The following is a 20332-nucleotide window of genomic DNA, read 5'->3' as shown; positions in this document are numbered from 1 at the left end:
GGAGCTTCCCATGTCCCTCTCCCTGGCCTGCGTCGGCATCGTCGCCGACATTGCCGATCCCGCCGTCCACGACCGCATCCATCGTCTCGAGCACCAGGACGCCGTCGAGACCATCCGCCTGCCGCGCGGCGATCTCGCCCGCCACCGCTTCCGCGCCACCACCGACAAGGGCACGGACTGCGCCGTGGCGCTGCCGCGTTCCGAGCAGTTGTTCGACGGCGCCGTGCTCTATCTCGACGCCGGGCGCGCCGTCGTGGTGCGGGCCGAGCCGGAGCGCTGGCTGGTGTTCCGGGCGGCAACCGTGGCGTCGGCGCTCGAGCTCGGCTACTTCGCCGGCAACATGCACTGGCCGGTCCGCTTCGAAGGCGACCACCTCTACGTGGCGGCCGGCCCCGGCGCCGCGCATGTGCTGGAGCGGCTGCATCACCTGATCGACCGCGGCGCCGTCAGCTTCGTGGGCGAAGATCCATGACGGCCGACGCCGAGGCGATCCTCGTCGCCCTGCAGCACGCCGACGCCTTCTTCCCCTCCGGCGCGATCGCCTTCTCCTGGGGGCTGGAGACGCTGGCGGCCGACGGCCTCGTGCGGGACGCTTCCATGCTGGAAGGCTTCGTGCGCGGCCAGATCCGCGAGCGCTGGGCCTCGTTCGACCGGCCCTTTCTCGTCGCGGCCATGCGGGCCGACGCCGAGGCGGCCTATGCGCTGGACCGGGACGTCGAAGCGCTGTCCCTGGCGCGCGAGCAGCGCGAGGGCTCGGCCCGGGCCGGGCGCTCGCTGCTGGCCGTGCACGAGCGGCTCGGCACGGCGGACAGCGCCGCCTATCGGACGGCGATCCGCGAGGGCCGCGCCCATGGCCACCTGCCGGTGGTCCAGGGCGTGCTGTTCGCCCGCCTCGGCCTCGCCGGCCCGGCCGCCGAGGCGACCTCGGCCTACGGCGTCGCCGTCGGCGCGGCGAGCGCCGCGGTGCGGCTCGGCTTCGTCGGGGCGATCGACGCCCAGCGGATCATCGCCGCCGTCCGCCCGGACATCGCCGCCATCGTCGCGACCGCCGCGCCCGGCATCGAGCAGGCCTCGGCCTATGTGCCGCAGGCCGAGATCGCCGTGATGCGCCACGAAACCCAGGCGAGCCGCCTGTTCGCCAACTGACCGTGAGAGGAGGGGGAGGCCATGCTGCTGACACCGACCGAGTATGAACGCCTGACCATCTACACCGCGGCCGAACTGGCGCGCCGCCGCCGCGGGCGCGGCCGGCGGCTGAACCATCCCGAGGCGACGGCGATCATCGTCGACGAGATCCTGGAAGGCGCGCGCGACGGGCGCAGCGTCGCCGACCTCATCGGCTTCGGCTCCACCATCCTGACCACCGACGACGTCCTGCCCGGCGTCGCCGACCTGATGCCGATCCTGCAGATCGAGGCGACATTTCCGGACGGCACCAAGCTGGTGACGGTGCACGACCCGATCCGGCCGGGAACGCTGCCCATTGCCGCCGCCGATGCCTGCCGGCCCGGCGAGATCATCGCGGCGGAGGGCGAGATCGAGCTGAACGCCGGCCGGCCCAAGGTCCAGCTCACCGTCACCAACAGCGGCGACCGGCCGATCCAGGTCGGCAGCCACTATCATTTCTTCGAGGTCAACCGGGCGCTGGACTTCGACCGGGCCGCCGCCTTCGGGCTGCATCTCGACATCCCGGCCGGCACCGCCGTGCGCTTCGAGCCCGGCGAGACCAAGGCGGTGGAGCTCGTGGCCTTCGGCGGAAGCGGCGAGCTCTACGGCCTCAACAACCTGACGGACGGGCCCTCCCGCGCCGCCGGGACCAAGGCGGCGGCGCTGCAGCGCGCCAGGGACCGCGGCTTCAGGGGAGCGTGACGACATGGCCAGGATGACGCGACGCGAATACGCCACGCTCTACGGCCCGACCACGGGCGACGCGGTGCGGCTGGGGGACACGTCCCTGCTCGCCGAGATCGAGCACGACCATGCGGTCTATGGCGATGAATGCCTGCACGGCGGCGGCAAGACCCTGCGCGACGGGCTCGGCCTCGTGCCGGGCCTGGACAGCGCCATGGGCTCGCTCGACATGCTGATCTCCAACGCGGTGGTGATCGACCCCGTGCTCGGCATCGTCAAGGGCGACATCGGCATCAAGGAGGGCCGCATCGTCGCCATCGGCAAGGCGGGCAATCCGGCGATCATGGACAATGTCCATCCCCAGCTGGTCTGCGGTGCCGCCACCACCGTGCGCGACGCCGAGGGGCTGATCGCCACGCCCGGCGGCATCGACGTGCACGTGCATTTCGACAGCGCCCAGCTCTGCGAGCACGCCATCGCCAGCGGCATCACCACCATGATCGGCGGCTCGCTCGGCCCGATCACCGTCGGCATCGACTGCGGCGGCGCCTGGAACGTCGGCAAGATGCTGCAGGCCTCCGAGGCCTGGCCGATCAATTTCGGCTTCCTCGGCCGCGGCAACACCTCCAAGCCGCAGTCCATGCTCGACCAGATCGCCGGCGGCGTCATGGGCATGAAGATCCACGAGGACTGGGGCGCCATGCCGGCCACCATCGACACCTGCCTGTCGGTGGCGGACGAGTACGACTTCCAGGTGCAGCTCCACACCGACACGCTGAACGAGAGCGGCTTCCTGGAGGATACGCTGGCGGCGGTCAAGAACCGCACCATCCACATGTACCACACGGAAGGCGCCGGCGGCGGCCATGCCCCGGACATCATCCGCGTCGCCGGCGAGCCCTACTGCCTGCCGTCCTCGACCAACCCGACCAATCCCTACACGGTCAACACCTTCGATGAGCACCTCGACATGATCATGGTGTGCCATCACCTCAATCCGAAGGTGCCCGAGGACGTCGCCTTCGCCGAGAGCCGCATCCGCGCCCAGACCATCGCCGCCGAGGACGTGCTGCACGACATCGGCGCCATCGCCATGCTCGGCTCCGACAGCCAGGGCATGGGCCGCATCAACGAGGTGATCTGCCGGACCTGGCAGCTTGCCTCGAAGATGAAGGACCAGTTCGGCCGGCTGCCGCAAGAGCAGAGCCGCATCGGCGACAATGAGCGTATCCGGCGCTACATCGCCAAGTACACCATCAATCCGGCCATCACCTTCGGCATCGCCGACCATGTCGGCTCGCTGGAGCCGGGCAAGCTCGGCGACATCGTGCTGTGGCGGCCCGGCTTCTTCGGCATCAAGCCGGAGCTGGTGATCAAGGGCGGCTTCATCGTCTGGTCGGCGATGGGCGACAGCGCCGCCTCGCTGATGACCTGCGAGCCGCTGGCCATGCGCCCGCAATGGGGCGCCTTCGGCGAGGCCAAGAAGGTGCTGGGCGCCAACTTCGTCTGCCAGGCGGCGCTCGACGCCGGCCTCGGCGGCAAGCTCGGCCTGACCAAGCCGCTGCTCTCGGTCAAGGGCACGCGCAAGCTGCGCAAGGAGCACATGCTGCGCAACGACGCCTGCCCCGCCATCACCGTCAATCCCCAGACCTTCGACGTCTTCGTCGACGGCAAGCTCGCCACATGCGAACCAGCCAGGAGGGTGCCGCTGTCGCAGCGGTACATGATGCGATGAACATCCAGTCCAAACCCGTGCCGGCCAAGACCGCCGGCGCCGCGCGTGTCGGCATCGGCGGGCCGGTCGGCTCCGGCAAGACCGCCCTGGTCGAGCAACTGATCCCGCGCGCCATCGCCCGTGGCATCGACATCGTCGTGATCACCAACGATCTCGTCACCAAGGAGGACGCCGAGCGGCTGAAGCGCAGCGGCCTGATCGACCCGGCCCGCGTGGTCGCGGTCGAGACCGGCGCCTGCCCGCACACGGCCATCCGCGAGGATCCGAGCCTCAACATCCAGGCGGCGGACGACCTGCAGCTGCGCTTTCCCGCGGCCGAGCTGATCCTGATCGAGAGCGGCGGCGACAACCTCGCCTCCTCCTTCTCGCTGGATCTGGTCGACTACTGGCTCTTCGTCATCGACGTCGCTGGCGGCGACGACATCCCGCGGAAGCGCGGACTCGGTGTGCTGCAATGCGACCTCCTGGTCATCAACAAGGTCGACCTCGCGCCGCATGTGCGGGTCGACCTCGACCGCATGGTCGGGGAGGCCCGCGACGTCCGGGGCGGGCGGCCGGTGATGCTGACCAATTGCGCCACCGGCGACGGCGTCGACGCGGTCCTCGACCGCATCGCGCAAGCCGTGCTGTTCCGGGTCTGACCATGGCCGCCGACGGGACGGCCGCGGTCGACCGGCGGGCCGCGGCCGAAGCCGCCTTTCCGCGCCAGGCCCGGCTGGGCTTCGCCCGATCGCCCGACGGGGTGACCTATCTGCGCGACCAGCGGGTGGGCTACCCCTTCCACATCTGCCGGCCCTTCCGGGTGGAAGGCGATCCGGCGGGCATGGCCAGCCTCTACCTGCAGTCCTGCGCCGGCGGCATCTTCGAGGACGAGGCGCTCGGCCTCGACGTGACGGTGGATGCCGGCGCCTCCGTTCACCTGACGACCCAGGCCTCGACCATCGTGCACGCGATGACCGGGGGACGCGCCAGCCTGACCTCGGCCCTCGCCGTCGGCGCGGGTGCCCTGTTCGAGATGATCTCCGATCCGCTGATCCTGTTCCCGGGCTCTTGCCTGACGACGGCGACGCGGCTGGTGATCGATCCGAGCGCGGTCGCCGTGCTGGCGGACGCCTTCCTGCTGCACGATCCGGCCGGGCAGGACCGTCCCTTCGACCGGCTGGCGGCGGAGACGGTGGTCGAGGTCGCCGGCCGCGGGCGCCTGGCGGTCGACCGCTATGCGGTCTCGGGCACCGCCATCCTGGCGGCGACGCCGGGCGTGACCGGGCGCTGCCGGGCGCAGGGGACGCTGCTGGCGGTGGCGCCGGACGGCCGCCTTGCGCCGCTCGCCGACGGCCTGCGCCAGGCCGTGGCGGAGACGGGCGGCGCCTATGCCGGCGTCTCGGCCCTGCCGGGCGAAGCCGGCCTGTGGTGCCGTGTCCTGGCCGAGGACGCGGTGGCGCTGCGCCGGACGCTGGACGGGGCCTGGTCGGCCCTGCGCACCGGTCTGACCGGCCGGGCGCCGCGCCGGCGGCGGAAGTAAGCCGTGACGCAGCAGCGCAGGACGATTCTCGTCGCGCCGATGGCCGATGCGCCGTTCCTGCTCTATGGTCTTGGCCGATGGAGATGAGGGGGCCGGCGAGCCGCCGGCCCGACGCCCGGGAGGATGCGAGATGCGGCGCAGGACGCGGATGATCGGAACGGCCAGGCCGCCTCCGAAGGTCGCCAAGTCCCGGCTCGATGCCGGCGCGCAGATGCCGCTTCCGGCCAGGAGCCTGCGCGACCATGACCTGGTGCCGGCCGGCTTCCGGCAGGCTGCCAACCCGACGCCCTCCAACGATCCCATTCCCGGCGAGAATCTCTTCGCCGATGCCTTCCCGACCCGAGGCTACCCGCTCCCGACCGTCGAGCCGCGCAGCGACAACCGGCTCGAGACGCTGATCGGCGGCGAGGTGCGCGCCTTCCGCATCGGCCTGGGCATGACGCTGGCCGAGCTGGCGACGGCGAGCGGCCTGTCCCTCGGCATGCTCTCCAAGATCGAGAACGGCGGCATCTCGCCGTCCCTCACCACGCTGCTCGCCCTGTCCAAGGCGCTCGGCGTGACCATGGGCGCCTTCTTCGTCCGCTACGACGAGGAGCGCCACCCCGATTGCGGGCGCCTGCCGTGACGACGAGGCGGCCGGGGCAGGCAGGCGTCCCGTCGCCGGCGCGGCGCGTCGCGGGCTGACACGCATGGATCTGCTGGCCGGCATGGAGATCTTCGTGCGCGTCGTCGAGACGGGCAGCTTCACGCAGGCCGCGCGCGACCTGAACCTGACCCAGCCGACCGTCACCCGCAGCATCGCGCTCACCGAGGAGCACCTCAAGGCCCGCCTGCTCAACCGCACCACGCGCCGCGTCACCGTGAGCGAGATCGGCGCGCTCTATTACGAGCGCTGCAAGGCGATCCTGCGCGAGGTCGAAGCGGCCCGCGAGGACGTGCAGCTCAAGCGCGGCGAGGTCGAGGGCACGGTGCGGGTCGGCACCTCGGTGGCCTTCGGCCGGCGCGTCGTCGCCCCGCTGCTGATCGCCTTCATGCGCCGGCATCCGAAGGTGCGGATCGAGCTGGCGTGCGAGGACCGCTATGTCGACCTGGTGGCGGAGGGGATCGACCTCGCCCTGCGCGTCGGCCGCCTGGCCGATTCGACCTACGGCGCCCGCCATCTCGGCCACAACCCCTGGATGATGGTGGCTTCGGCCTCCTATATCGAGGCTCGCGGCGAGCCGCGGCGGCCGGAGGACATCGAGGCGCATGACTGCCTCGTCTACAGCAGCGTGCAGGGCGACGACCAGTGGCGCCTGGAGGAGCCCGGCGGCGGCCGGATCTGCGTGGCGCTGAAGGCCCGCATGCGCTCCAACAACCTGTCGGCGCTGCTGGCGGCCGTCCGCTCGGATCTCGGGCTTGCCATCCTGCCCAATTATGTGGCGATGCCGTCGGTGGCAGCCGGGGCGGTGCGCCGGGTAATGCCGGGCTACGCCCTGCCGGGCCAGGACATCCACGCCGTGTTCCCTTCGCCGAAGCTGGTGCCGCTCAAGGTGCGGCGGCTCATCGACTTCCTGAAGCGCCAGTTCGACGGCGAGTGGTGGCGCGAGCCGCCTCCCGCTGCGGCAGGCGCCATGGCCGCCGAGGACTGAGTTCGGCCCGGAACGGACGCGGATACCAGGGCGGACTGGTGCCGAGCGGCTTGCTTGAAAGCTTGATCGAGCCAAACCCGAGGAGTTTCTCGATGACGCGCTGCAGAAGGCCTTCGGCGGCGGCGTCCCAATCCTCGTCATTGTCGTCGAACAGGGTAAAGCCGGCCTTCTCGAAGCATGGTCAGGACGAGGCGATCCTGTTCGCCGCCTCGTCCTCGACCGTTAGCCTCGGACGAATGCGAGGATGTCCTTGTTGACAATATCCGCGTGGGTGGTTGCCATGCCGTGAGGCAACCCGTTGTAGATATTCAGCGTCGCTCTCTTCAGCAGCTTTGCCGACAATGGGGCACTGGCGCCGATCGGGACAACCTGGTCGTCATCGCCGTGCATGACGAGAGTCGGCGCTTCGATCGTCTTGAGATCCTCGGTGAAATCGGTTTCGGAAAAGGCCTTGATGCCGTCATGCTGCGCCTTGGCCGCGCCCATCATGCCCTGGCGCCACCAGTTCTGGACGAGGCTGGGATTCGCCTCGACCCCGTCTCGGTTGAACCCGTAGAACGGTCCCGCCGCGAGGTCGGTGTAGAACTTGCTGCGATCGGCCGCGAGGCTCGTCCGAAAGCCGTCGAAAACTTCGATCGGCAGGCCGCCGGGGTTCCGGACTGTCTTGACCATGATCGGCGGGACCGCACCGATGAGGACGAGCTTTGCGGTGCGTTTTCTGCCATGGCGGGCCACATAGCGTGTGGCCTCGCCCCCTCCGGTGGAGTGGCCGATATGGACGGCGTCGTGCAGGTCGAGATGCTCGACGACAGCCGCGGCGTCGGCGGCGTAATGGTCCATGTCATGGCCCTCGCTGGCTTGGCTGGAGCGGCCATGTCCGCGTCGGTCGTGAGCGACGACCCGGAAGCCCTGCGCCAGGAAAAAGAGTAGCTGGGCGTCCCAGTCGTCCGAACTGAGCGGCCAGCCATGGTGGAAGACAAGCGGCTGAGCCGATTTCGGGCCCCAGTCCTTATAGAAGATCTCGACGCCATCCCGGGTCGTGACGTAGTTCATGCGTTGGTTCCTTCTGCTGTTCTGGGAGGAAACGATGGTGGGGTGTGCGAAAGACTGGAACGGAAGCGTGCCAACCGCCGCCATGCCGGCACCGCCGCACAGGAGGTCTCGCCGGCTGAAATCGGTCGAGCTGGATGATGCTGTGTTCGACATCTGCGCCTCCAAGGCGCGGCTATGGAGTTGCGATCCGAAAACCTCGAGAGGGAGGATGACTGCGTATCTCTTGAGGTATCGACTTCGAGTTCGCAGCAATACTCAGGCGTCTGACGATTTTTCGAAGCTTGCCGAGCTTATAATCATTCCGCTGGCGATCAATATGACTCGAGGATATCTATTCTATGCCAATGTATAGGATGGATTGCCTTCGGCGTCGTTTGATTTCGACCGAGATCGTCCCAGATTCGGATCAACCAAATGGAGGTCGATATGGAAAGCTGTCGAACAAGGTCGCCGTGATCACCGGCGACAACAGCGGCATCGGCTTCGCCGCGGCGCGCATCGTCGTGACCGAAAGCGCGATGGTCTCGGTCGTGGGGGGCGCGAAGAAGCGGTCGACGAAAACGAACCCGTCACGATACTGGAGCCACGAACGATCGGGCTTGCGGGCGGCTCGCCGATCCCGCCACGCATGAACGCGTCACCACTCTCTTCCTCGGCCCGGTCGAAAGCGAATTCGCAACGGGCGTCAACCTTGCCGCCGACACAGGCCCGGCCCCTCCGCGCCGGAGACGCCGGCGGATCGTGCGCGGCGGCGGGATGGCCGCATCGCAGCGGTCGTCGCGGCTGGAGCGTCTCGCTCGTCTTGCGACGCAATGTCCAGCGCAAAGCGCGTTTTGGTGGAAACGCACTTTGCTCCAGCTCCTTGTTTCGGCGCGTCTTTGCGACTTGACGCGAGGCCGTCAAATCGCAAAACGCTGCTAAGCGGTGCTCGTCTGGCGCATTCCGACCGGCAGAGCCTCCCACGCCCGGATGAGCTCGCCGATGGAGGTGACTTCCATCTTCCGCATCAGGTTGCCCCTGTGCAGCTTGACCGTCACCTCGCTGATGCCGAGGTCGAAGGCGATCTGCTTGTTGAGGCGTCCCCGCGCCACCTCATGCATGATTTCGCGTTCCCGGGGTGTCAGCGTCTGCAGGCGCTCGACATAGCTCCTGATCTTCGCTGCTTCCGCCCTTCGTGCCGTATCCAGCCCGATCGCCGCGCTGACGGCGTCCAGAAGCGTTTGATCGCGGACCGGCTTCGTCAGGAAGTCCACCGCGCCGGCCTTCATGGCCTGGACGGTCATGGGGATGTCGCCATGCGCAGTCAGGAAGATGACCGGCTTGGGATTTCCGCTCGTCGTCAGATGGCGCTGGAGGTCGAGCCCGCTGGAGCCGGGCATGCGTACGTCGAGGATCAGGCATCCCGGCTTGTCGAGTGCGCTGGTCCCGAGCAGGGCTTGCGTCGAGCTGAACGAAACCGTCTCGAAGCCGGCCGACAGCAGCAATTCGGACAGCGCTTCCCGAACCGAGGCGTCGTCGTCGACGATGATGACGAGGGGGGGCTCCGCCTCGGCTTGGCGCTGTGCCGGGAGCGGCATCGATCTCCGCGAGAGTAAGCGATCAACGATCATGTTCACCTTCCCGATTTCTATTGATGCAAGGCTCTTGCGATCGCCGCGAGCAGGATCTGGCCATCGAAGGGCTTGCAGAAGAAGCCCTCCACGGCGCGTGCCCGGACCTGGTCGGCGATCTCGTGGCGCCCGGTGATGAGAAAGACCGGCAGGTCCGGGCGTTCCCCGTTCACGAGGTCGCGCAGCTCGAAGCCGTCCAACCCCGGCATGCCGATATCCGTGATGAGAAGATCCAATCCGGAGAAGCCGACCGCGGTCAATGTTGCCGCAGAAGGGAAGCTGCGCACCGCATATCCGGCCGACTCGAGCAGATCCTCGAGCGATTCGAGCAGTCTCGGATCGTCATCGACGACAGCCACGACATATTTATGCTTGCTCAAGCTCAGGTACCTCCCATCCGGCGCGAGTACCGGATCGGAATTTCCAGCCGCTCCGCAATTCGCACCAGGTCGGCGAACGATGACGCCGCCATTTTTTGCATGACGTTTCTTCTATGGATCTGAAGGGTGACTTCGCTGATGCCGAGCTCGGCGGCTGCCTGCTTGTTGAGGAGCCCGCTCACCACCAGAGGCAGGACTTCACGCTCGCGCGGAGATAACTCCCGATAACGCTGTCTCAGCAGCGCAAGCTCCGCCCGCTTCGCCCTGGTGACCCGATCCTGCGCGATCGCCGAGCGGATCGCCCCCAGAAGCGCCGTGTCGCTGAACGGCTTGGTCAGGAAATCGACGGCGCCATGCTTGATGGCGCGCACCGATGAAGGAATGTCGCCATGCCCGGTAATGAACACGATCGGCGGATAGTCTGCGTGCGCGATCTGCCGTTGCAGATCGAGGCCGTTGATGTCGGGAAGCTCGACATCGAGGATCAGGCAGGCCGGGAGGTCGGGCTTGTTCGAGCCGATATACTCACCAGCCGACTTGAACAGGGCGGATCGGACCCCGTTTGCCGCCAGCAGCTCGCCTAGGGCCTCCCCGAGAGCGTCGTCGTCGTCGACGACGAACACGATGGCGTCGTCAACGGTCATGATCCGCCTTCACTTCGACAGGCAGGGTGAAGATGAACGTCGACCCGCTGGGCTGGTTGTTCTCGGCCCACAGACGCCCACCATGGGATTCGATGATGGTTCGCGATATCGCCAGCCCCATGCCCATGCCATTGGATTTGGTCGAGAAGAAGGGCTCGAATATCTTTTCCGGGGCGCCAATACCCTCGCCCGTGTCCCGGACTTCGGTCCGGATCAGGTCGTCGGCGCGCGTGGACCTGACGTGAAGCGCCCCAGGCTGTGCAGGCGCCATCGCCTCCATGCCGTTGCGGATCAGGTTGACGAGAACCTGCTGGATCTGGATGCGGTCCAGGGCCAGCGGCGGAAGCCCTGCCTCGACATCGATCTCGATACGGATGCGGCGCCGGGTCGCTTCTTCCAGCATCAGATCCCGGGCCTCATGGAGAATGGTGTCGAGCTGGCAGAGGCTTCGCGCTTCGACCGTCTGCCGGAACAGGGCACGGACCCTGCCGACGACGTCGGCCGCGGAGTTTGCGTCGCGGATGATGCGCTCGACGGTCCTCTGCGCCCGCTCCAGATTGGGCGGGTCCGAGGTGAGCCAGCGTTGGCACGCATGGGAATTGGCGACCACGGCGGCGAGCGGCTGGTTGACCTCGTGGGCGATCGAGGCGGAGAGCTCCGCCAGGCTCGCGGCCTGTGCTGCACGCGCCAGGCGCTCCTGCGTCAATGTCAGCGCTTCCTGCGCACGCACCTGATCTTCGATCTCGAAGCAGATGCCGTTCCACTGAACGATCCTTCCTTCGACGTTCCGCATCGCCGCGGTTCGCGTCTCAACCCAGCGAAATTCGCCGTCCGCCCGTCGGAGGCGGTGCTTCATCGCATAGGGGGAACCCGTCGCCAGCGAGAGCCCATATTTCTCTCTGACATCGGGGAAATCGTCGGGATGGATGATCGCCTCGAGAGTGCCGGCCAGGCGTGTCCTGCCCTCCTCATCCTTGTCCCCGAGCCCGAAGCCGAGAAATTCCCGCAGCTTCTCGCTGCGATAGATGGGCTCTCCGTTCGGCGCGGCGCAGTAGATGAGGGCAGGCAGGGTCTCGACCAGCTGACGCAGCGAACGTTCGCTCTCCCTGAGCGCCTCCTCGCCCCGCAGCTGATCGTCGATGTCGTGGGATAGTCCATGCCACTGGATGATGCTGCCGTGTTCGTCGCGGAGCGGCTCCGCGCGCCCATCCATCCAGCGATAGACGCCGTCATGACGGCGCAGGCGATAGCGCATCGAGAAAGGTTGGCCGGTGAGAAGGCAATGCTTGAGCTCGGCCCACAAACGGACGGCGTCGTCCGGATGGATGGCGGCATTCAGGGCGGCGACATATTGCTCCGTCCGGGGCGTTTCGAGGCTGCTTTCGTTGAGGCCCAGGAAGTCGATGAAACGGCGATTGAAGAAATTCGGCTCGCCGGCCGGCGTCAGACGCCAGATATGGCTCGGCACCAGATCGACGAGGCGCGTCAGCTCCTGCTTGCGCAAATGCAGTTCCGTCTGCGTGGTGATCAGGTCGTGGATATCGACGGATACGCCATACCAGCGAACGATCCTGCCCGTTTCGTCGCGCAAGGCCTCCGCACGTGTTTCAGTCCAGCGATACGTGCCGTCGGCGCGATGCTGAAGATATTTGATGTTGTACGGCATGCCCGTCGCGACGGACTTGCTGAATGTCTGCTCCGCCAGATCCAGAAAATTGGGATGAATCATCTTCTTCAACGATAGAGATCCGTCTGGCGCCATGACGGTCTCGAGCGTGGCGCCGGTTACCTCCATCATCCGCTTGTTGAGATAAGCGGGGTGGCCTTCCGCCGTCATGCTCCAGATCATGGCAGGGACCGTGTCGATCAGCTGCTCGAGGTGCTGCTCCCTTGCCCGCAGGGCGGCCTCGGTCTTCTTGTAGACGTCGATGTCGATCGATGTGCCGAACCAGCCCGTGATGCGGCCTTCGCCATCCCGTGTCGGCCGCGCCGAGATGCGGTGCCAGACATAGTGGCCCGTCGCCCGCAGCATCCGGTATTCGATGTTCCACGGCTCGCCCGTCTTCAGGCAATGACGCAGGGTCGAGGCGGCCCTGTCGACATCGTCCGGATGGACGCCGCGCATCCAGCCGGCTTCGCCGCCGTCGATGAACTCACGCTCGCCCAGGCGGCGATTGAGATCCTCCAGGGCCATGTCGATCGCGACCTGAGCGGCCGGCGTGACATAGGTGAACTTCCCCATCGCGTCGAAGGCCCAGGCCTTCCCGTGCAGGCTTTCGATCACCTTGGCCGCCTTTACGGCTTCTACGGTCGTTCCAAGGGATTCCGCGACGGTCCAGCGGTCGCCCGGGCCGGAAACCATCGCGTCGACATCGACGCTCACGCCGTAGCCCGGCTCGGCGCGCAGTTCGGTCCAGCGATAACTGCCGTCCGGCTGGCGCAGCCGATAGCTCGTCACTTGCGGCACGCCCGTCCAGAACGCGTAGGCTGCGGCCTGTGCGATCGCGGGCCGGTCATCCGGATGGACGGCGCCTTGGGCGGCGCCGTCCGGAGCGGCGCCGAACCCGTCCGGGGGACCAGGCGCCTGCCGAGGCGCGGTTCCGAGCCGGCTGCTTCGAGGGGATGGGGCGGGGACAAGGAGCAGGCCGATACACACGGCCACCGGGACAAGTGCTGCGAGCGCAAGTGCGGCTTCCCGTATGGCGCCGGGATAGAGCAGGGCGGCGAAGGCCGACCCGACGAAGGCGATCAGCAGCCCGACCCAGAGCGCCAGGAGCGCATATCCCCGGGCGTAAAGGAAGAGAGCGCCGACCGGCGCCAGGACGCCGAAGGGAGTGCCGGCCACCCAGCATGCCGCGAGGCCGACGACCAGCGTGACGAACATCAGGGCCGGCGGCGTTCGACGAAGCGCTGCTATCATGATCTGCTGCTCCTTTCGGAGACGGGATGCCTGGAAACCGTCACAGCTTCATCTAGCACCAGCCCTCGAAGACCCGACTGGCAAATTCACCTTGAAACTAGCGCCGGGACGCTGCAGCCGCACTTATGGAAATCCATGACTTGCAGGGAGACCGGCCGGCAGGGCGTCGGAGCGTGCAGTCGTCTCTCCGGACCTTCGAGGCCGGGTCATGCCGGTCCATGCCGATGTTCCGGGGGGATCCGAGCCGCACGGGGCGAGCCGCGTCAGCATCCGGGCGAAATGCCGCCGTGGGTTGTCATCGGCACCGGAAGCGAGGCCTAGGCGGGCGCGGCCAGCGAAAGGCCGCCTGCTTCGCACCGATCATGGATGAGGTCGATGATCTCGTTCCTGGCGGACGTCCCTGCGGCGAGGCTCGCGACACGGAACTGCAGCTCCACTTCGACTGCCGTCGCGTCGATGGCTTTCAGGGCAACGGCCGGCGGCGGATCCTTTACGAGGCGGGTACTGGCTTCCAGCACGGACCGCATGGCCTCCTCCACAATGCGTGGCCTTTGTCCGGCGGCAAAGCGCACGCTCAACGTGATCAGATGCGACTCATCGGGGCGGCTCAAACTGGTCAGGCTCTGCTTTGCCAGCATGCTGTTCGGCAGCACGACGATGTTGTTCAACCCGGTCAGCAGGTTGGTGGAGCGCCAGTTGGTTTCGGTGACGCGCCCCGCGGTGCCGTCGCTCAACTGCACCCAGTCGCCGATGGCATAGGCCTTGCCGAGCGTCAGCGCTATGCCGGAAAAGACGTCGCCGAGCGTATTCTGCAACGCCAGGCCCAGGATGAGCGCGACGACACCCGAGGTCGTCACCAAGGTGGCGACCGGCAGGCCGAAGACCAACCCCATGACCGACAACGCCACGCCGAGATAGATGGCGGCAACCGCCATATCCAGGATGAGATGCGCTTCCCGCGGCTTGCGATTGAGCCTGACATAGATGTGGATAAAGCCGATGATCGTCCAGGCGAGATGGGTCCACCAGAGAATCCTGGCCGATTTGGAGAGCAGCGTGGTCAAGCCCTCGGTATAGACGTCATCGGACTGATGCGGAGTAATCCCTCCCATGTAGAGCACGAGGCTCATGCCGGCGAAGAACAGGATCTGGACGATCAGGCGGCCTGTCGGGCGGCTGCAGCCCTGAACGTGCCACACGGCGATACCGGCAATTCCCAGGATGTTGATCAGAACAAGAGGGACAAAGTGGTCATCGCCGAACATGGGAGGAGATCTCGATAACGATTGCTTGTGTCGAAGAACGGCAACGCGCCCGGAGCGGCCCCGCTCACTTACTTCTCGAGCGGGAACGTCAGTTCCTGCTGGGCGGTATCGACCACGAAGACGGCGAGCAGTTTTGCCGGATGAGCCTTGCTGGCATTTTCGCTGACGCCGTGGCGGTCGCCGGGGAGCTCCGAAAAGCTTTCGCCGGCTTTATAGACCTTGACGGGGCCATCATTGACCTGGCTGCGGATCGCCCCTTCGAGCACGGTCGCATAGATGAAGGCCGATGCCGGATGCGTGTGGCCCTCCGAGAAGCCGCCCGGAGCATACTCGACGAGAACGCCCCTCATGCTCTTGCCCGGGACGTTCGGCAGCTTGTGGTCATAGACTAGTGTAACCTTTGCGCCTTCGCCGCCGCCGGGCGTGTCATGCGCAAGAGCTGAAGCTGACAGGAGGGGCGTCAACGCGACAGCACACGCCAATGACTTGAACATGTCTATCGTCCTTTCATGATTTAAGCTGATGAACCGTCGTGAAGACGGCTCAACCGCGAGCCTTTATTTTCGGCTTGCCGTCGCGAGCCAACGATCGAAATCAATGCGGCCGATGCGAGGGCTGTTGTCGGAGACGAGCGAACCGTCTTCCAGCTTGGTCCCGAAATACCGGGCCTCCGGATCCGCGACGACGGTACGAGGATCTCCGATCGCCTTGAGGTAACGCGCGACGAAATCGCAGAGGCGTGCCCGTTCGGGGCCGGAGATTTCGACGATGCCATTGGCCGGTTCGGCCAGAGCGGCCTCCGCCACGAAATCGGCGACGTCGTCGGACGCGATCGGCTGCAGATAGCCCGTCGACAGGTGGGTCGTGCCGCCGACCGTTCCCGCCTGGGCGATGCCGCCGAGGAATTCCAGGAACTGCGTCGACCGCACGATCGTATAGGGAATGCCGGCTTCCCGGATGATCGTTTCCTGCGCAACCTTGGCGCGAAGATAGCCGCTGCCCGGCAGCCGATCGGTGCCGACGATGGAGAGCGCGACATGGTGTTTCACGCCGGCCTTCTTCTCCGCCGCCATCAGGTTCCTGCCCGATGTCTGGAAGAATTCGAGCACGGCCTTGTCCTCGAAGGAGGGCGAGTTCGCGAGGTCGATCACCACCTCGCTGTCCTTGAGCACCTCTGCCAGGCCTTCGCCGGTGATCGTATTGACGCCGGTATTCGGGGCGGCGGCGGCGACCTCATGCCCCTTCCGGCGCAGGCGCTCCGTGGTCTTGGAGCCGATCAGGCCGGTTCCGCCGATAATCACGATTTTCATCAGATGTCTCCGTTCGCAGCCAGCCAGCCGGCGCGCCGTTCGATAGGTCTGTGGACGAACGTCCCGCCGGGGCCGGCTTTGTGAGCCGAACCGGACGCGGCCCAGAGGGCGCGTCCGGGATCGGCCCTGGCCAATAAGGGTTCAGTAGTCCCAGAAAGCCGGGACCCATCGGAAGGCGTCGCCGTCGACGGCCACCCGGCCGACGGACGGGAACGGCAAGTGGGTGGCCACCAGCTGTTCGCCGGTCGCCGCGAGCTCCGTCAAAAGACGGATCCGAACGCGGGCCGCTTCCTCGGGGTCGTGCTCGAAGCCGTTGTACCAGTCGGGGTGGTCGAACCCGACCGTGAAGACGGCGTCCCCGGCGAAGGTCAGCCGGTCGCCGCCGGATGCCAATCGGACCACGCTATGCCCGGGCGTATGGCCGCCAGTGCGATGGACAACCACGCCCGGCGCGACCTCGTGTTCTTCGTCGAACAGGCGCAGCTGGCTCCGATATTCCTGCGCGAACCGCTTTGCGGCCGCCCGAAGCGCGTCCGGGAATCCCGCGGGCATGTTGACATGCGTGAAGTCGGGCGCTTCCCAGAACTTGACCTCGGCGGCAGCCACATGGATCCGCAGGTCCGGGCGCAGCCGGTCTTTCACTCCCTCGACGAGCAACCCGCCGACATGGTCCATGTGCATGTGGGTCAGCACCACGTCAGTGACGGACGCCAGATCGATGCCGGCGGCCTGCAGTCGCTTGATCAACTGCCCGGCCCGCGGCAAGTTCAGGTCGGGATCCAGGCCCAGCCCGGCGTCGATGAGGATCGTCTGACCGCCGCTGCGCACCACGACCACGTTCAGCGACCAGTCGAAAGCGTCCGGCGGCAGGAACATGTCGTTCAGCCAGGCCGCTCGCACGGCGGGATCGGCATTGTGTCCCAGCATCTTGGTCGGAAGCGGCAGCACCCCGTCGCTGATGACCAGCACGTCAATCTCGCCAACCCGTACCGCATAGCGCGACGGAACCAGTTCTTCGGGCCCCGTCCTGCCGGGGCGTGAGGCGATGTCCAGGCTCATGTTTGTCTCCTACTGACCACCGTTCTACGCACGGTATCGCCGACGTTAAGTCGAGGTGCTTTCGCGGTCGATTGGGCCGAGGGATAGAGTGATCTATACTATGTGATAGGGTCCGGATAATCAGTTTCGTGGGCACCTATTATTGGATCGGCCCTTGTCATGGTTCTCGCGGGAACAGTTTTGAATGGCGGCCGTCGGGCCGCGGGCTTCGGGCGTAAAAAGCGGCAGCAATCGGCCGGGGGCATTTCGGAGGCGCTGCAAAAATCCTCCGCCGATGCCGCCAGGCCCGGCTGATCTGCCCGAGGTAGGATTCCGTCGGAATGTTGGTGGCGCCTGCCCGATCAGGCGTGACAAGGCCGGTCACGCCGCCGCCCAAAAGGGCAACGCGCTTCGGCGGGAAGGCGCCGGCGGCCTCACAGGACCTCTCGTCCGCCCCGGTTCCTGGCGACGCCGCGGGTGGGATCGGGCGCACCGACAGGCTTTCGGCGCAGGGCGCTACCCTTGCCAGCCAATCTGTTGCATGGTACGCATGTAGATACGATATCCATATAATGGATAGTGAGTTGAGATGCTTTCCTCGGCGCAAGCGCATTTCGACCCCGCCTCTTCGCCTGCCCCGGCGAAGACGATCCTCCGGATTTCCAGGCTTTCGGTTGCTTACGGATCGGTTGAAGCGGTGCGTGCCGTGGACATGGAGATCGCGCAGGGCGAGACGATCGTGCTGCTCGGGGCGAATGGAGCCGGCAAATCGAGTACGCTGAATGCGATCGTCGGCCTGGCTCCGCGTTCGGGCGGCTCGATCGTCTTCAACGGCGCGGACATCGCGCAGGAGAGCACCGAAACAATCGTCCGGCGCGGTATCGCCCTGGTGCCCGAAGGCCGCCGCCTGTTCGGCAACATGACGGTCCGCGAAAACCTGCGGCTCGGCGCGGCGGCGCTCGGCTGGGCCGAGTTCGAGCGCGAACGGCTGCGGCTGGAGGAGATGTTTCCGATCATCCACACCCGCGCCCACGAGCAGGCGGGCCTCCTGTCCGGCGGCGAGCAGCAGCAGGTGGCGATCGCGCGGGCGCTGCTGGCCCGGCCGCAGCTTCTGCTGCTCGACGAGCCTTCCCTCGGTCTCGCGCCGATCATGGTCAACCGGATCTTCGAGATCATCGCGGCGCTGAAGGCGCGCAAGGTGACGATCCTGCTGGTCGAGCAGAACGCCGACCGGGCGCTGAAGATCGCCGACCGGGCCTATGTCCTGGCGAGCGGCAGCGTCGAGCTGTCGGGCGCCGCCGGCGACATCGCCGGCAGCGCCATCGAAAGCGCCTATCTCGGACATTAGGGCACTAGGACACGGCGATGCAGCTTGCGTTCCAGCAGATCATCAACGCGCTGTCCCTGGGATCGATCTATGCGCTGGTGGCGCTGGGCGTGGCGATCCTGTTCGGGATCCTGCGCCTGGCCAACTTCGCGCATGGCGAGCTTATGACGGTGGCGGGCTACACCCTGTTCGCGACGCTGTCGGCGGGCATGCATTGGATCATCTCGGCCATTGCCGCGGTGATGGCGGCCGTCGCGGCGGCGCTGCTGCTCGAGCGCGTCGCCTATCGCCGCCTGCGCAACGCCCAGCCGATGACGCTGCTGATGACGTCCTTCGCGGTGTCGGTGGCGCTGCAGAGCCTGTTCCTCCTGGTGTTCGGCGCGCGGCCCAAGGGCATCGAGCTGCCGCTCTTCGTCGACGCCACCCTGCAGATCGGCACGCTGCGCGTGCAGTGGCTGGACGTCGCGATCATCCTGATCACCGGCCTGATCGTCGTCGGCCTGACGCTGTTCCTGCGCAGGACGGTGATCGGCCTGGCGCTGCGCTCCGCCGCCGACGATTTCCACACCACGCGGCTGATGGGCATCAGGGCCAACGCGCTCTTCGTCGGCGCCTTCGCGCTGTCGGGCGCCTTGGCCGGCATCGCCGCGCTCTTCTACTTCGCGACGGTGCCCAACGTCGTGCCCTCCTCCGGCTTCGGGCCGATGATGAAGGGCTTCATCGCCTGCGTCATCGGCGGCCTCGGCAGCCTGCCGGCGGCGGTGGTCGGCGGCTTCCTGCTCGCTTTCCTGGAAGTGGGGTCCAACGCGCTCCTGTCGGACAGCTTCAGCCCCTATCTCGACGCGATCGTCTTCGGCATCACCATCATCATCCTGCGCTGGCGCTCGGGCGGGCTCTTCGGCGTGCGGCAGGTCGAGGAGCAGCGGGTATGAGCCGGCCTGACACCAAGTGGTGGGCGCAGTCGCTGCAGGGCTCCGCCCTGATCCTGGTCCTCGCCGGCGCGGCGATCGGCCTCGTCCTCCTGGTCGGCTCGTCGACCGATGAACGCATCCTCACCGTCTTCCTGATCAACGCGACCGCCGCGGTGGCGCTGCAGAGCTATGCCGGGAACTCCGGCGTGATCTCCTTCGGCCATGTCGGGTTCATGGCGCTCGGAGCCTACGGCTCCGCCCTGTTCACCGCCGACCCGGCGATCAAGGCGGCGGCTATCCCGAACGCGCCGGCCTTCATCCTGAACGCCGAACTGCCGTTCCTGCCCGCCATGCTCATCGGCGCCGGCGTGGCCACGGTCGTCGCGGCGATCATCGGCCGCGTCATGGTCAGGCTCAGCGGGGCGGCCGGCGCCGTGGCGACGCTGGGCTTCATGGTCATCGTCTTCACGGTGCTGTCGAATGCGGAGGATCTGACGCGCGGGTCGAAGGCCTTCAGCGGCATCCCGGCCTATACGACGCTGGGCTGGTGCGTCGGCGTCTTCGCCCTCGTCCTGGGCGCGGCGCGCCTGCTCCGGGACTCCGACATCGGCCTAGGCCTGCGGGCCAGCAGCCAGGACCATATCGCGGCGAAGGCATCGGGCGTCGACATCATCAACGCCCGCTACGTGATGTGGCTGTTCAGCGCCGCCGGCTCTGCGGTCGCCGGGGCGCTCTATGCCCATTACATCGGCGCCATCCTGCCCAAGGCCTTCCACTTCGAGCTCACGTTCCTCCTCGTGACCATGGTCATCGTCGGCGGAAGCTCGATGACCGGAGCCGTCGCCGGAACCGCGCTCATCACCGTCCTCGCCGAGGGCTTGCGGCGCCTGGAGAACGGCTTCTCGATCGGGCCGTTCAATCTCAGCGAAGCGCCCGGCCTGACCACCGCGGTGCTGGCGCTGCTCATCGTCTTCACCTTGACGGTCAGGCCGCAGGGCCTGCTCGGGCGCTGGGAGATCGAGGATCTGCTGCGGACATGGCTGACGCGGGCGCAGTCCGCCGGCACGTCCCCGGCGATCCGGCCGAACGACGTTCCGGGCTCCGCCAAGTCCTAGGGGAGCCCAGGACGGCAAAA

At 66.9% G+C, this 20332-nt stretch carries 21 protein-coding genes and 1 pseudogene; 13 read left to right on the top strand and 9 right to left on the bottom strand.

The window, feature by feature from the left end; all coding sequences use genetic code 11:
* The first annotated feature begins 10 nt into the window (after positions 1 to 10).
* From ureE to AC27L4_RS06385, 8 genes and pseudogenes are all read left to right on the top strand, one after another.
* A complete protein-coding gene (ureE, locus tag AC27L4_RS06420) occupies positions 11 to 472 on the top strand; it encodes an urease accessory protein UreE (protein WP_487141235.1) in 462 nt (153 codons plus the stop codon).
* Entirely contained in the window at positions 469 to 1146 is a 678-nt protein-coding gene (locus AC27L4_RS06415) for an urease accessory protein UreF (RefSeq protein WP_487141234.1), read from the top strand. Before ureE ends, AC27L4_RS06415 begins: the two co-directional genes overlap by 4 nt.
* Positions 1147 to 1167: 21 nt before the next feature.
* Positions 1168 to 1869: an urease subunit beta gene (locus AC27L4_RS06410; RefSeq protein ID WP_487141232.1), complete on the top strand. Its 702-nt coding sequence runs from the start codon at positions 1168 to 1170 to the stop codon at positions 1867 to 1869.
* Positions 1870 to 1873: 4 nt separating this feature from the next.
* On the top strand, positions 1874 to 3586 hold the full coding sequence (gene ureC, locus AC27L4_RS06405) for an urease subunit alpha (RefSeq protein WP_487141231.1): 1713 nt from the start codon (positions 1874 to 1876) through the stop codon (positions 3584 to 3586).
* The gene (gene ureG / locus AC27L4_RS06400; protein ID WP_487141230.1) at positions 3583 to 4227 is read left to right on the top strand and encodes an urease accessory protein UreG; all 645 of its coding nucleotides are present in this window, start codon (positions 3583 to 3585) and stop codon (positions 4225 to 4227) included. The genes ureC and ureG overlap by 4 nt, the downstream gene beginning before the upstream one ends.
* Before the next feature lie 2 nt (positions 4228 to 4229).
* Positions 4230 to 5108: an urease accessory protein UreD gene (locus AC27L4_RS06395; protein WP_487141229.1), complete on the top strand. Its 879-nt coding sequence runs from the start codon at positions 4230 to 4232 to the stop codon at positions 5106 to 5108.
* Positions 5109 to 5472: 364 nt separating this feature from the next.
* Positions 5473 to 5709: pseudogene (locus tag AC27L4_RS06390) on the top strand (helix-turn-helix domain-containing protein); the annotation flags it as partial.
* Positions 5710 to 5797: 88 nt separating this feature from the next.
* Complete coding sequence (locus AC27L4_RS06385; RefSeq protein WP_487141228.1) at positions 5798 to 6739, top strand: LysR family transcriptional regulator; 942 nt, start codon at positions 5798 to 5800, stop codon at positions 6737 to 6739.
* 222 nt (positions 6740 to 6961) lie between these two features.
* On the opposite strand, the gene AC27L4_RS06380 is transcribed toward AC27L4_RS06385, so the two are convergent.
* Positions 6962 to 7792 (bottom strand): alpha/beta fold hydrolase, encoded by an 831-nt coding sequence (locus AC27L4_RS06380; RefSeq protein WP_487141227.1) that lies wholly within the window; start codon positions 7790 to 7792, stop codon positions 6962 to 6964.
* Here AC27L4_RS06380 and AC27L4_RS06375 point away from each other — a divergent pair.
* Together AC27L4_RS06375 and AC27L4_RS06370 are read left to right on the top strand one after the other, a co-directional pair.
* The gene (locus tag AC27L4_RS06375) at positions 7791 to 8144 is read left to right on the top strand and encodes a hypothetical protein (RefSeq protein ID WP_487141226.1); all 354 of its coding nucleotides are present in this window, start codon (positions 7791 to 7793) and stop codon (positions 8142 to 8144) included. The two genes, AC27L4_RS06380 and AC27L4_RS06375, sit on opposite strands and share 2 nt — an antisense overlap.
* A gap of 100 nt (positions 8145 to 8244) precedes the next feature.
* The gene (locus AC27L4_RS06370; RefSeq protein WP_487141225.1) at positions 8245 to 8424 is read left to right on the top strand and encodes a hypothetical protein; all 180 of its coding nucleotides are present in this window, start codon (positions 8245 to 8247) and stop codon (positions 8422 to 8424) included.
* 285 nt (positions 8425 to 8709) lie between these two features.
* On the opposite strand, the gene AC27L4_RS06365 is transcribed toward AC27L4_RS06370, so the two are convergent.
* From AC27L4_RS06365 to AC27L4_RS06330, 8 genes are all read right to left on the bottom strand, one after another.
* Positions 8710 to 9402 (bottom strand): response regulator transcription factor, encoded by a 693-nt coding sequence (locus AC27L4_RS06365; protein WP_487141224.1) that lies wholly within the window; start codon positions 9400 to 9402, stop codon positions 8710 to 8712.
* A 17-nt stretch (positions 9403 to 9419) separates the two neighbouring features.
* A complete protein-coding gene (locus AC27L4_RS06360; RefSeq protein WP_487141222.1) occupies positions 9420 to 9782 on the bottom strand; it encodes a response regulator in 363 nt (120 codons plus the stop codon).
* A 2-nt stretch (positions 9783 to 9784) separates the two neighbouring features.
* On the bottom strand, positions 9785 to 10426 hold the full coding sequence (locus tag AC27L4_RS06355; protein WP_487141220.1) for a response regulator transcription factor: 642 nt from the start codon (positions 10424 to 10426) through the stop codon (positions 9785 to 9787).
* The gene (locus AC27L4_RS06350) at positions 10416 to 13346 is read right to left on the bottom strand and encodes a PAS domain-containing protein (RefSeq protein WP_487141219.1); all 2931 of its coding nucleotides are present in this window, start codon (positions 13344 to 13346) and stop codon (positions 10416 to 10418) included. Before AC27L4_RS06350 ends, AC27L4_RS06355 begins: the two co-directional genes overlap by 11 nt.
* 317 nt (positions 13347 to 13663) lie before the next feature.
* Positions 13664 to 14611 carry a mechanosensitive ion channel family protein gene (locus AC27L4_RS06345; RefSeq protein WP_487141218.1) on the bottom strand — a complete coding sequence of 316 codons (948 nt, stop codon included), beginning with the start codon at positions 14609 to 14611 and terminating at the stop codon, positions 13664 to 13666.
* 68 nt (positions 14612 to 14679) lie between these two features.
* On the bottom strand, positions 14680 to 15105 hold the full coding sequence (locus AC27L4_RS06340) for a cupin domain-containing protein (RefSeq protein ID WP_487141216.1): 426 nt from the start codon (positions 15103 to 15105) through the stop codon (positions 14680 to 14682).
* Between the two features lie 63 nt (positions 15106 to 15168).
* Entirely contained in the window at positions 15169 to 15921 is a 753-nt protein-coding gene (locus AC27L4_RS06335) for an SDR family oxidoreductase (protein WP_487141214.1), read from the bottom strand.
* 141 nt (positions 15922 to 16062) lie between these two features.
* A complete protein-coding gene (locus AC27L4_RS06330; RefSeq protein ID WP_487141212.1) occupies positions 16063 to 16980 on the bottom strand; it encodes an MBL fold metallo-hydrolase in 918 nt (305 codons plus the stop codon).
* Positions 16981 to 17671: 691 nt separating this feature from the next.
* Between AC27L4_RS06330 and AC27L4_RS06325 the strand changes: the two genes are divergently transcribed.
* From AC27L4_RS06325 to AC27L4_RS06315, 3 genes are read left to right on the top strand one after another with little or no spacing between them, the layout of a single operon-like run.
* Entirely contained in the window at positions 17672 to 18307 is a 636-nt protein-coding gene (locus AC27L4_RS06325; RefSeq protein WP_487141914.1) for an ABC transporter ATP-binding protein, read from the top strand.
* Between the two features lie 17 nt (positions 18308 to 18324).
* Complete coding sequence (locus tag AC27L4_RS06320; RefSeq protein WP_487141210.1) at positions 18325 to 19218, top strand: branched-chain amino acid ABC transporter permease; 894 nt, start codon at positions 18325 to 18327, stop codon at positions 19216 to 19218.
* The gene (locus AC27L4_RS06315) at positions 19215 to 20312 is read left to right on the top strand and encodes a branched-chain amino acid ABC transporter permease (protein WP_487141209.1); all 1098 of its coding nucleotides are present in this window, start codon (positions 19215 to 19217) and stop codon (positions 20310 to 20312) included. Before AC27L4_RS06320 ends, AC27L4_RS06315 begins: the two co-directional genes overlap by 4 nt.
* The last annotated feature ends 20 nt before the right edge of the window (positions 20313 to 20332 follow it).

The organism is Labrys sp. Lb11, assembly GCF_057554225.1.
This window is presented reverse-complemented; position numbering and strand designations above follow the sequence as displayed.

What these genes read in the sequence shown, in the direction of transcription:
- ureE (WP_487141235.1), top strand. Translation starts at nt 11, where the DNA reads ATGTCCCTCTCCCTGGCCTGCGTCGGCATCGTCGCCGACATTGCCGAT.
- AC27L4_RS06415 (WP_487141234.1), top strand. Translation starts at nt 469, where the DNA reads ATGACGGCCGACGCCGAGGCGATCCTCGTCGCCCTGCAGCACGCCGAC.
- AC27L4_RS06410 (WP_487141232.1), top strand. Translation starts at nt 1,168, where the DNA reads ATGCTGCTGACACCGACCGAGTATGAACGCCTGACCATCTACACCGCG.
- ureC (WP_487141231.1), top strand. Translation starts at nt 1,874, where the DNA reads ATGGCCAGGATGACGCGACGCGAATACGCCACGCTCTACGGCCCGACC.
- ureG (WP_487141230.1), top strand. Translation starts at nt 3,583, where the DNA reads ATGAACATCCAGTCCAAACCCGTGCCGGCCAAGACCGCCGGCGCCGCG.
- AC27L4_RS06395 (WP_487141229.1), top strand. Translation starts at nt 4,230, where the DNA reads ATGGCCGCCGACGGGACGGCCGCGGTCGACCGGCGGGCCGCGGCCGAA.
- AC27L4_RS06385 (WP_487141228.1), top strand. Translation starts at nt 5,798, where the DNA reads ATGGATCTGCTGGCCGGCATGGAGATCTTCGTGCGCGTCGTCGAGACG.
- AC27L4_RS06375 (WP_487141226.1), top strand. Translation starts at nt 7,791, where the DNA reads ATGCGTTGGTTCCTTCTGCTGTTCTGGGAGGAAACGATGGTGGGGTGT.
- AC27L4_RS06380 (WP_487141227.1), bottom strand. Translation starts at nt 7,792, where the DNA reads ATGAACTACGTCACGACCCGGGATGGCGTCGAGATCTTCTATAAGGAC.
- AC27L4_RS06365 (WP_487141224.1), bottom strand. Translation starts at nt 9,402, where the DNA reads ATGATCGTTGATCGCTTACTCTCGCGGAGATCGATGCCGCTCCCGGCA.
- AC27L4_RS06355 (WP_487141220.1), bottom strand. Translation starts at nt 10,426, where the DNA reads ATGACCGTTGACGACGCCATCGTGTTCGTCGTCGACGACGACGACGCT.
- AC27L4_RS06350 (WP_487141219.1), bottom strand. Translation starts at nt 13,346, where the DNA reads ATGATAGCAGCGCTTCGTCGAACGCCGCCGGCCCTGATGTTCGTCACG.
- AC27L4_RS06345 (WP_487141218.1), bottom strand. Translation starts at nt 14,611, where the DNA reads ATGTTCGGCGATGACCACTTTGTCCCTCTTGTTCTGATCAACATCCTG.
- AC27L4_RS06340 (WP_487141216.1), bottom strand. Translation starts at nt 15,105, where the DNA reads ATGTTCAAGTCATTGGCGTGTGCTGTCGCGTTGACGCCCCTCCTGTCA.
- AC27L4_RS06335 (WP_487141214.1), bottom strand. Translation starts at nt 15,921, where the DNA reads ATGAAAATCGTGATTATCGGCGGAACCGGCCTGATCGGCTCCAAGACC.
- AC27L4_RS06330 (WP_487141212.1), bottom strand. Translation starts at nt 16,980, where the DNA reads ATGAGCCTGGACATCGCCTCACGCCCCGGCAGGACGGGGCCCGAAGAA.
- AC27L4_RS06325 (WP_487141914.1), top strand. Translation starts at nt 17,672, where the DNA reads ATGGAGATCGCGCAGGGCGAGACGATCGTGCTGCTCGGGGCGAATGGA.
- AC27L4_RS06320 (WP_487141210.1), top strand. Translation starts at nt 18,325, where the DNA reads ATGCAGCTTGCGTTCCAGCAGATCATCAACGCGCTGTCCCTGGGATCG.
- AC27L4_RS06315 (WP_487141209.1), top strand. Translation starts at nt 19,215, where the DNA reads ATGAGCCGGCCTGACACCAAGTGGTGGGCGCAGTCGCTGCAGGGCTCC.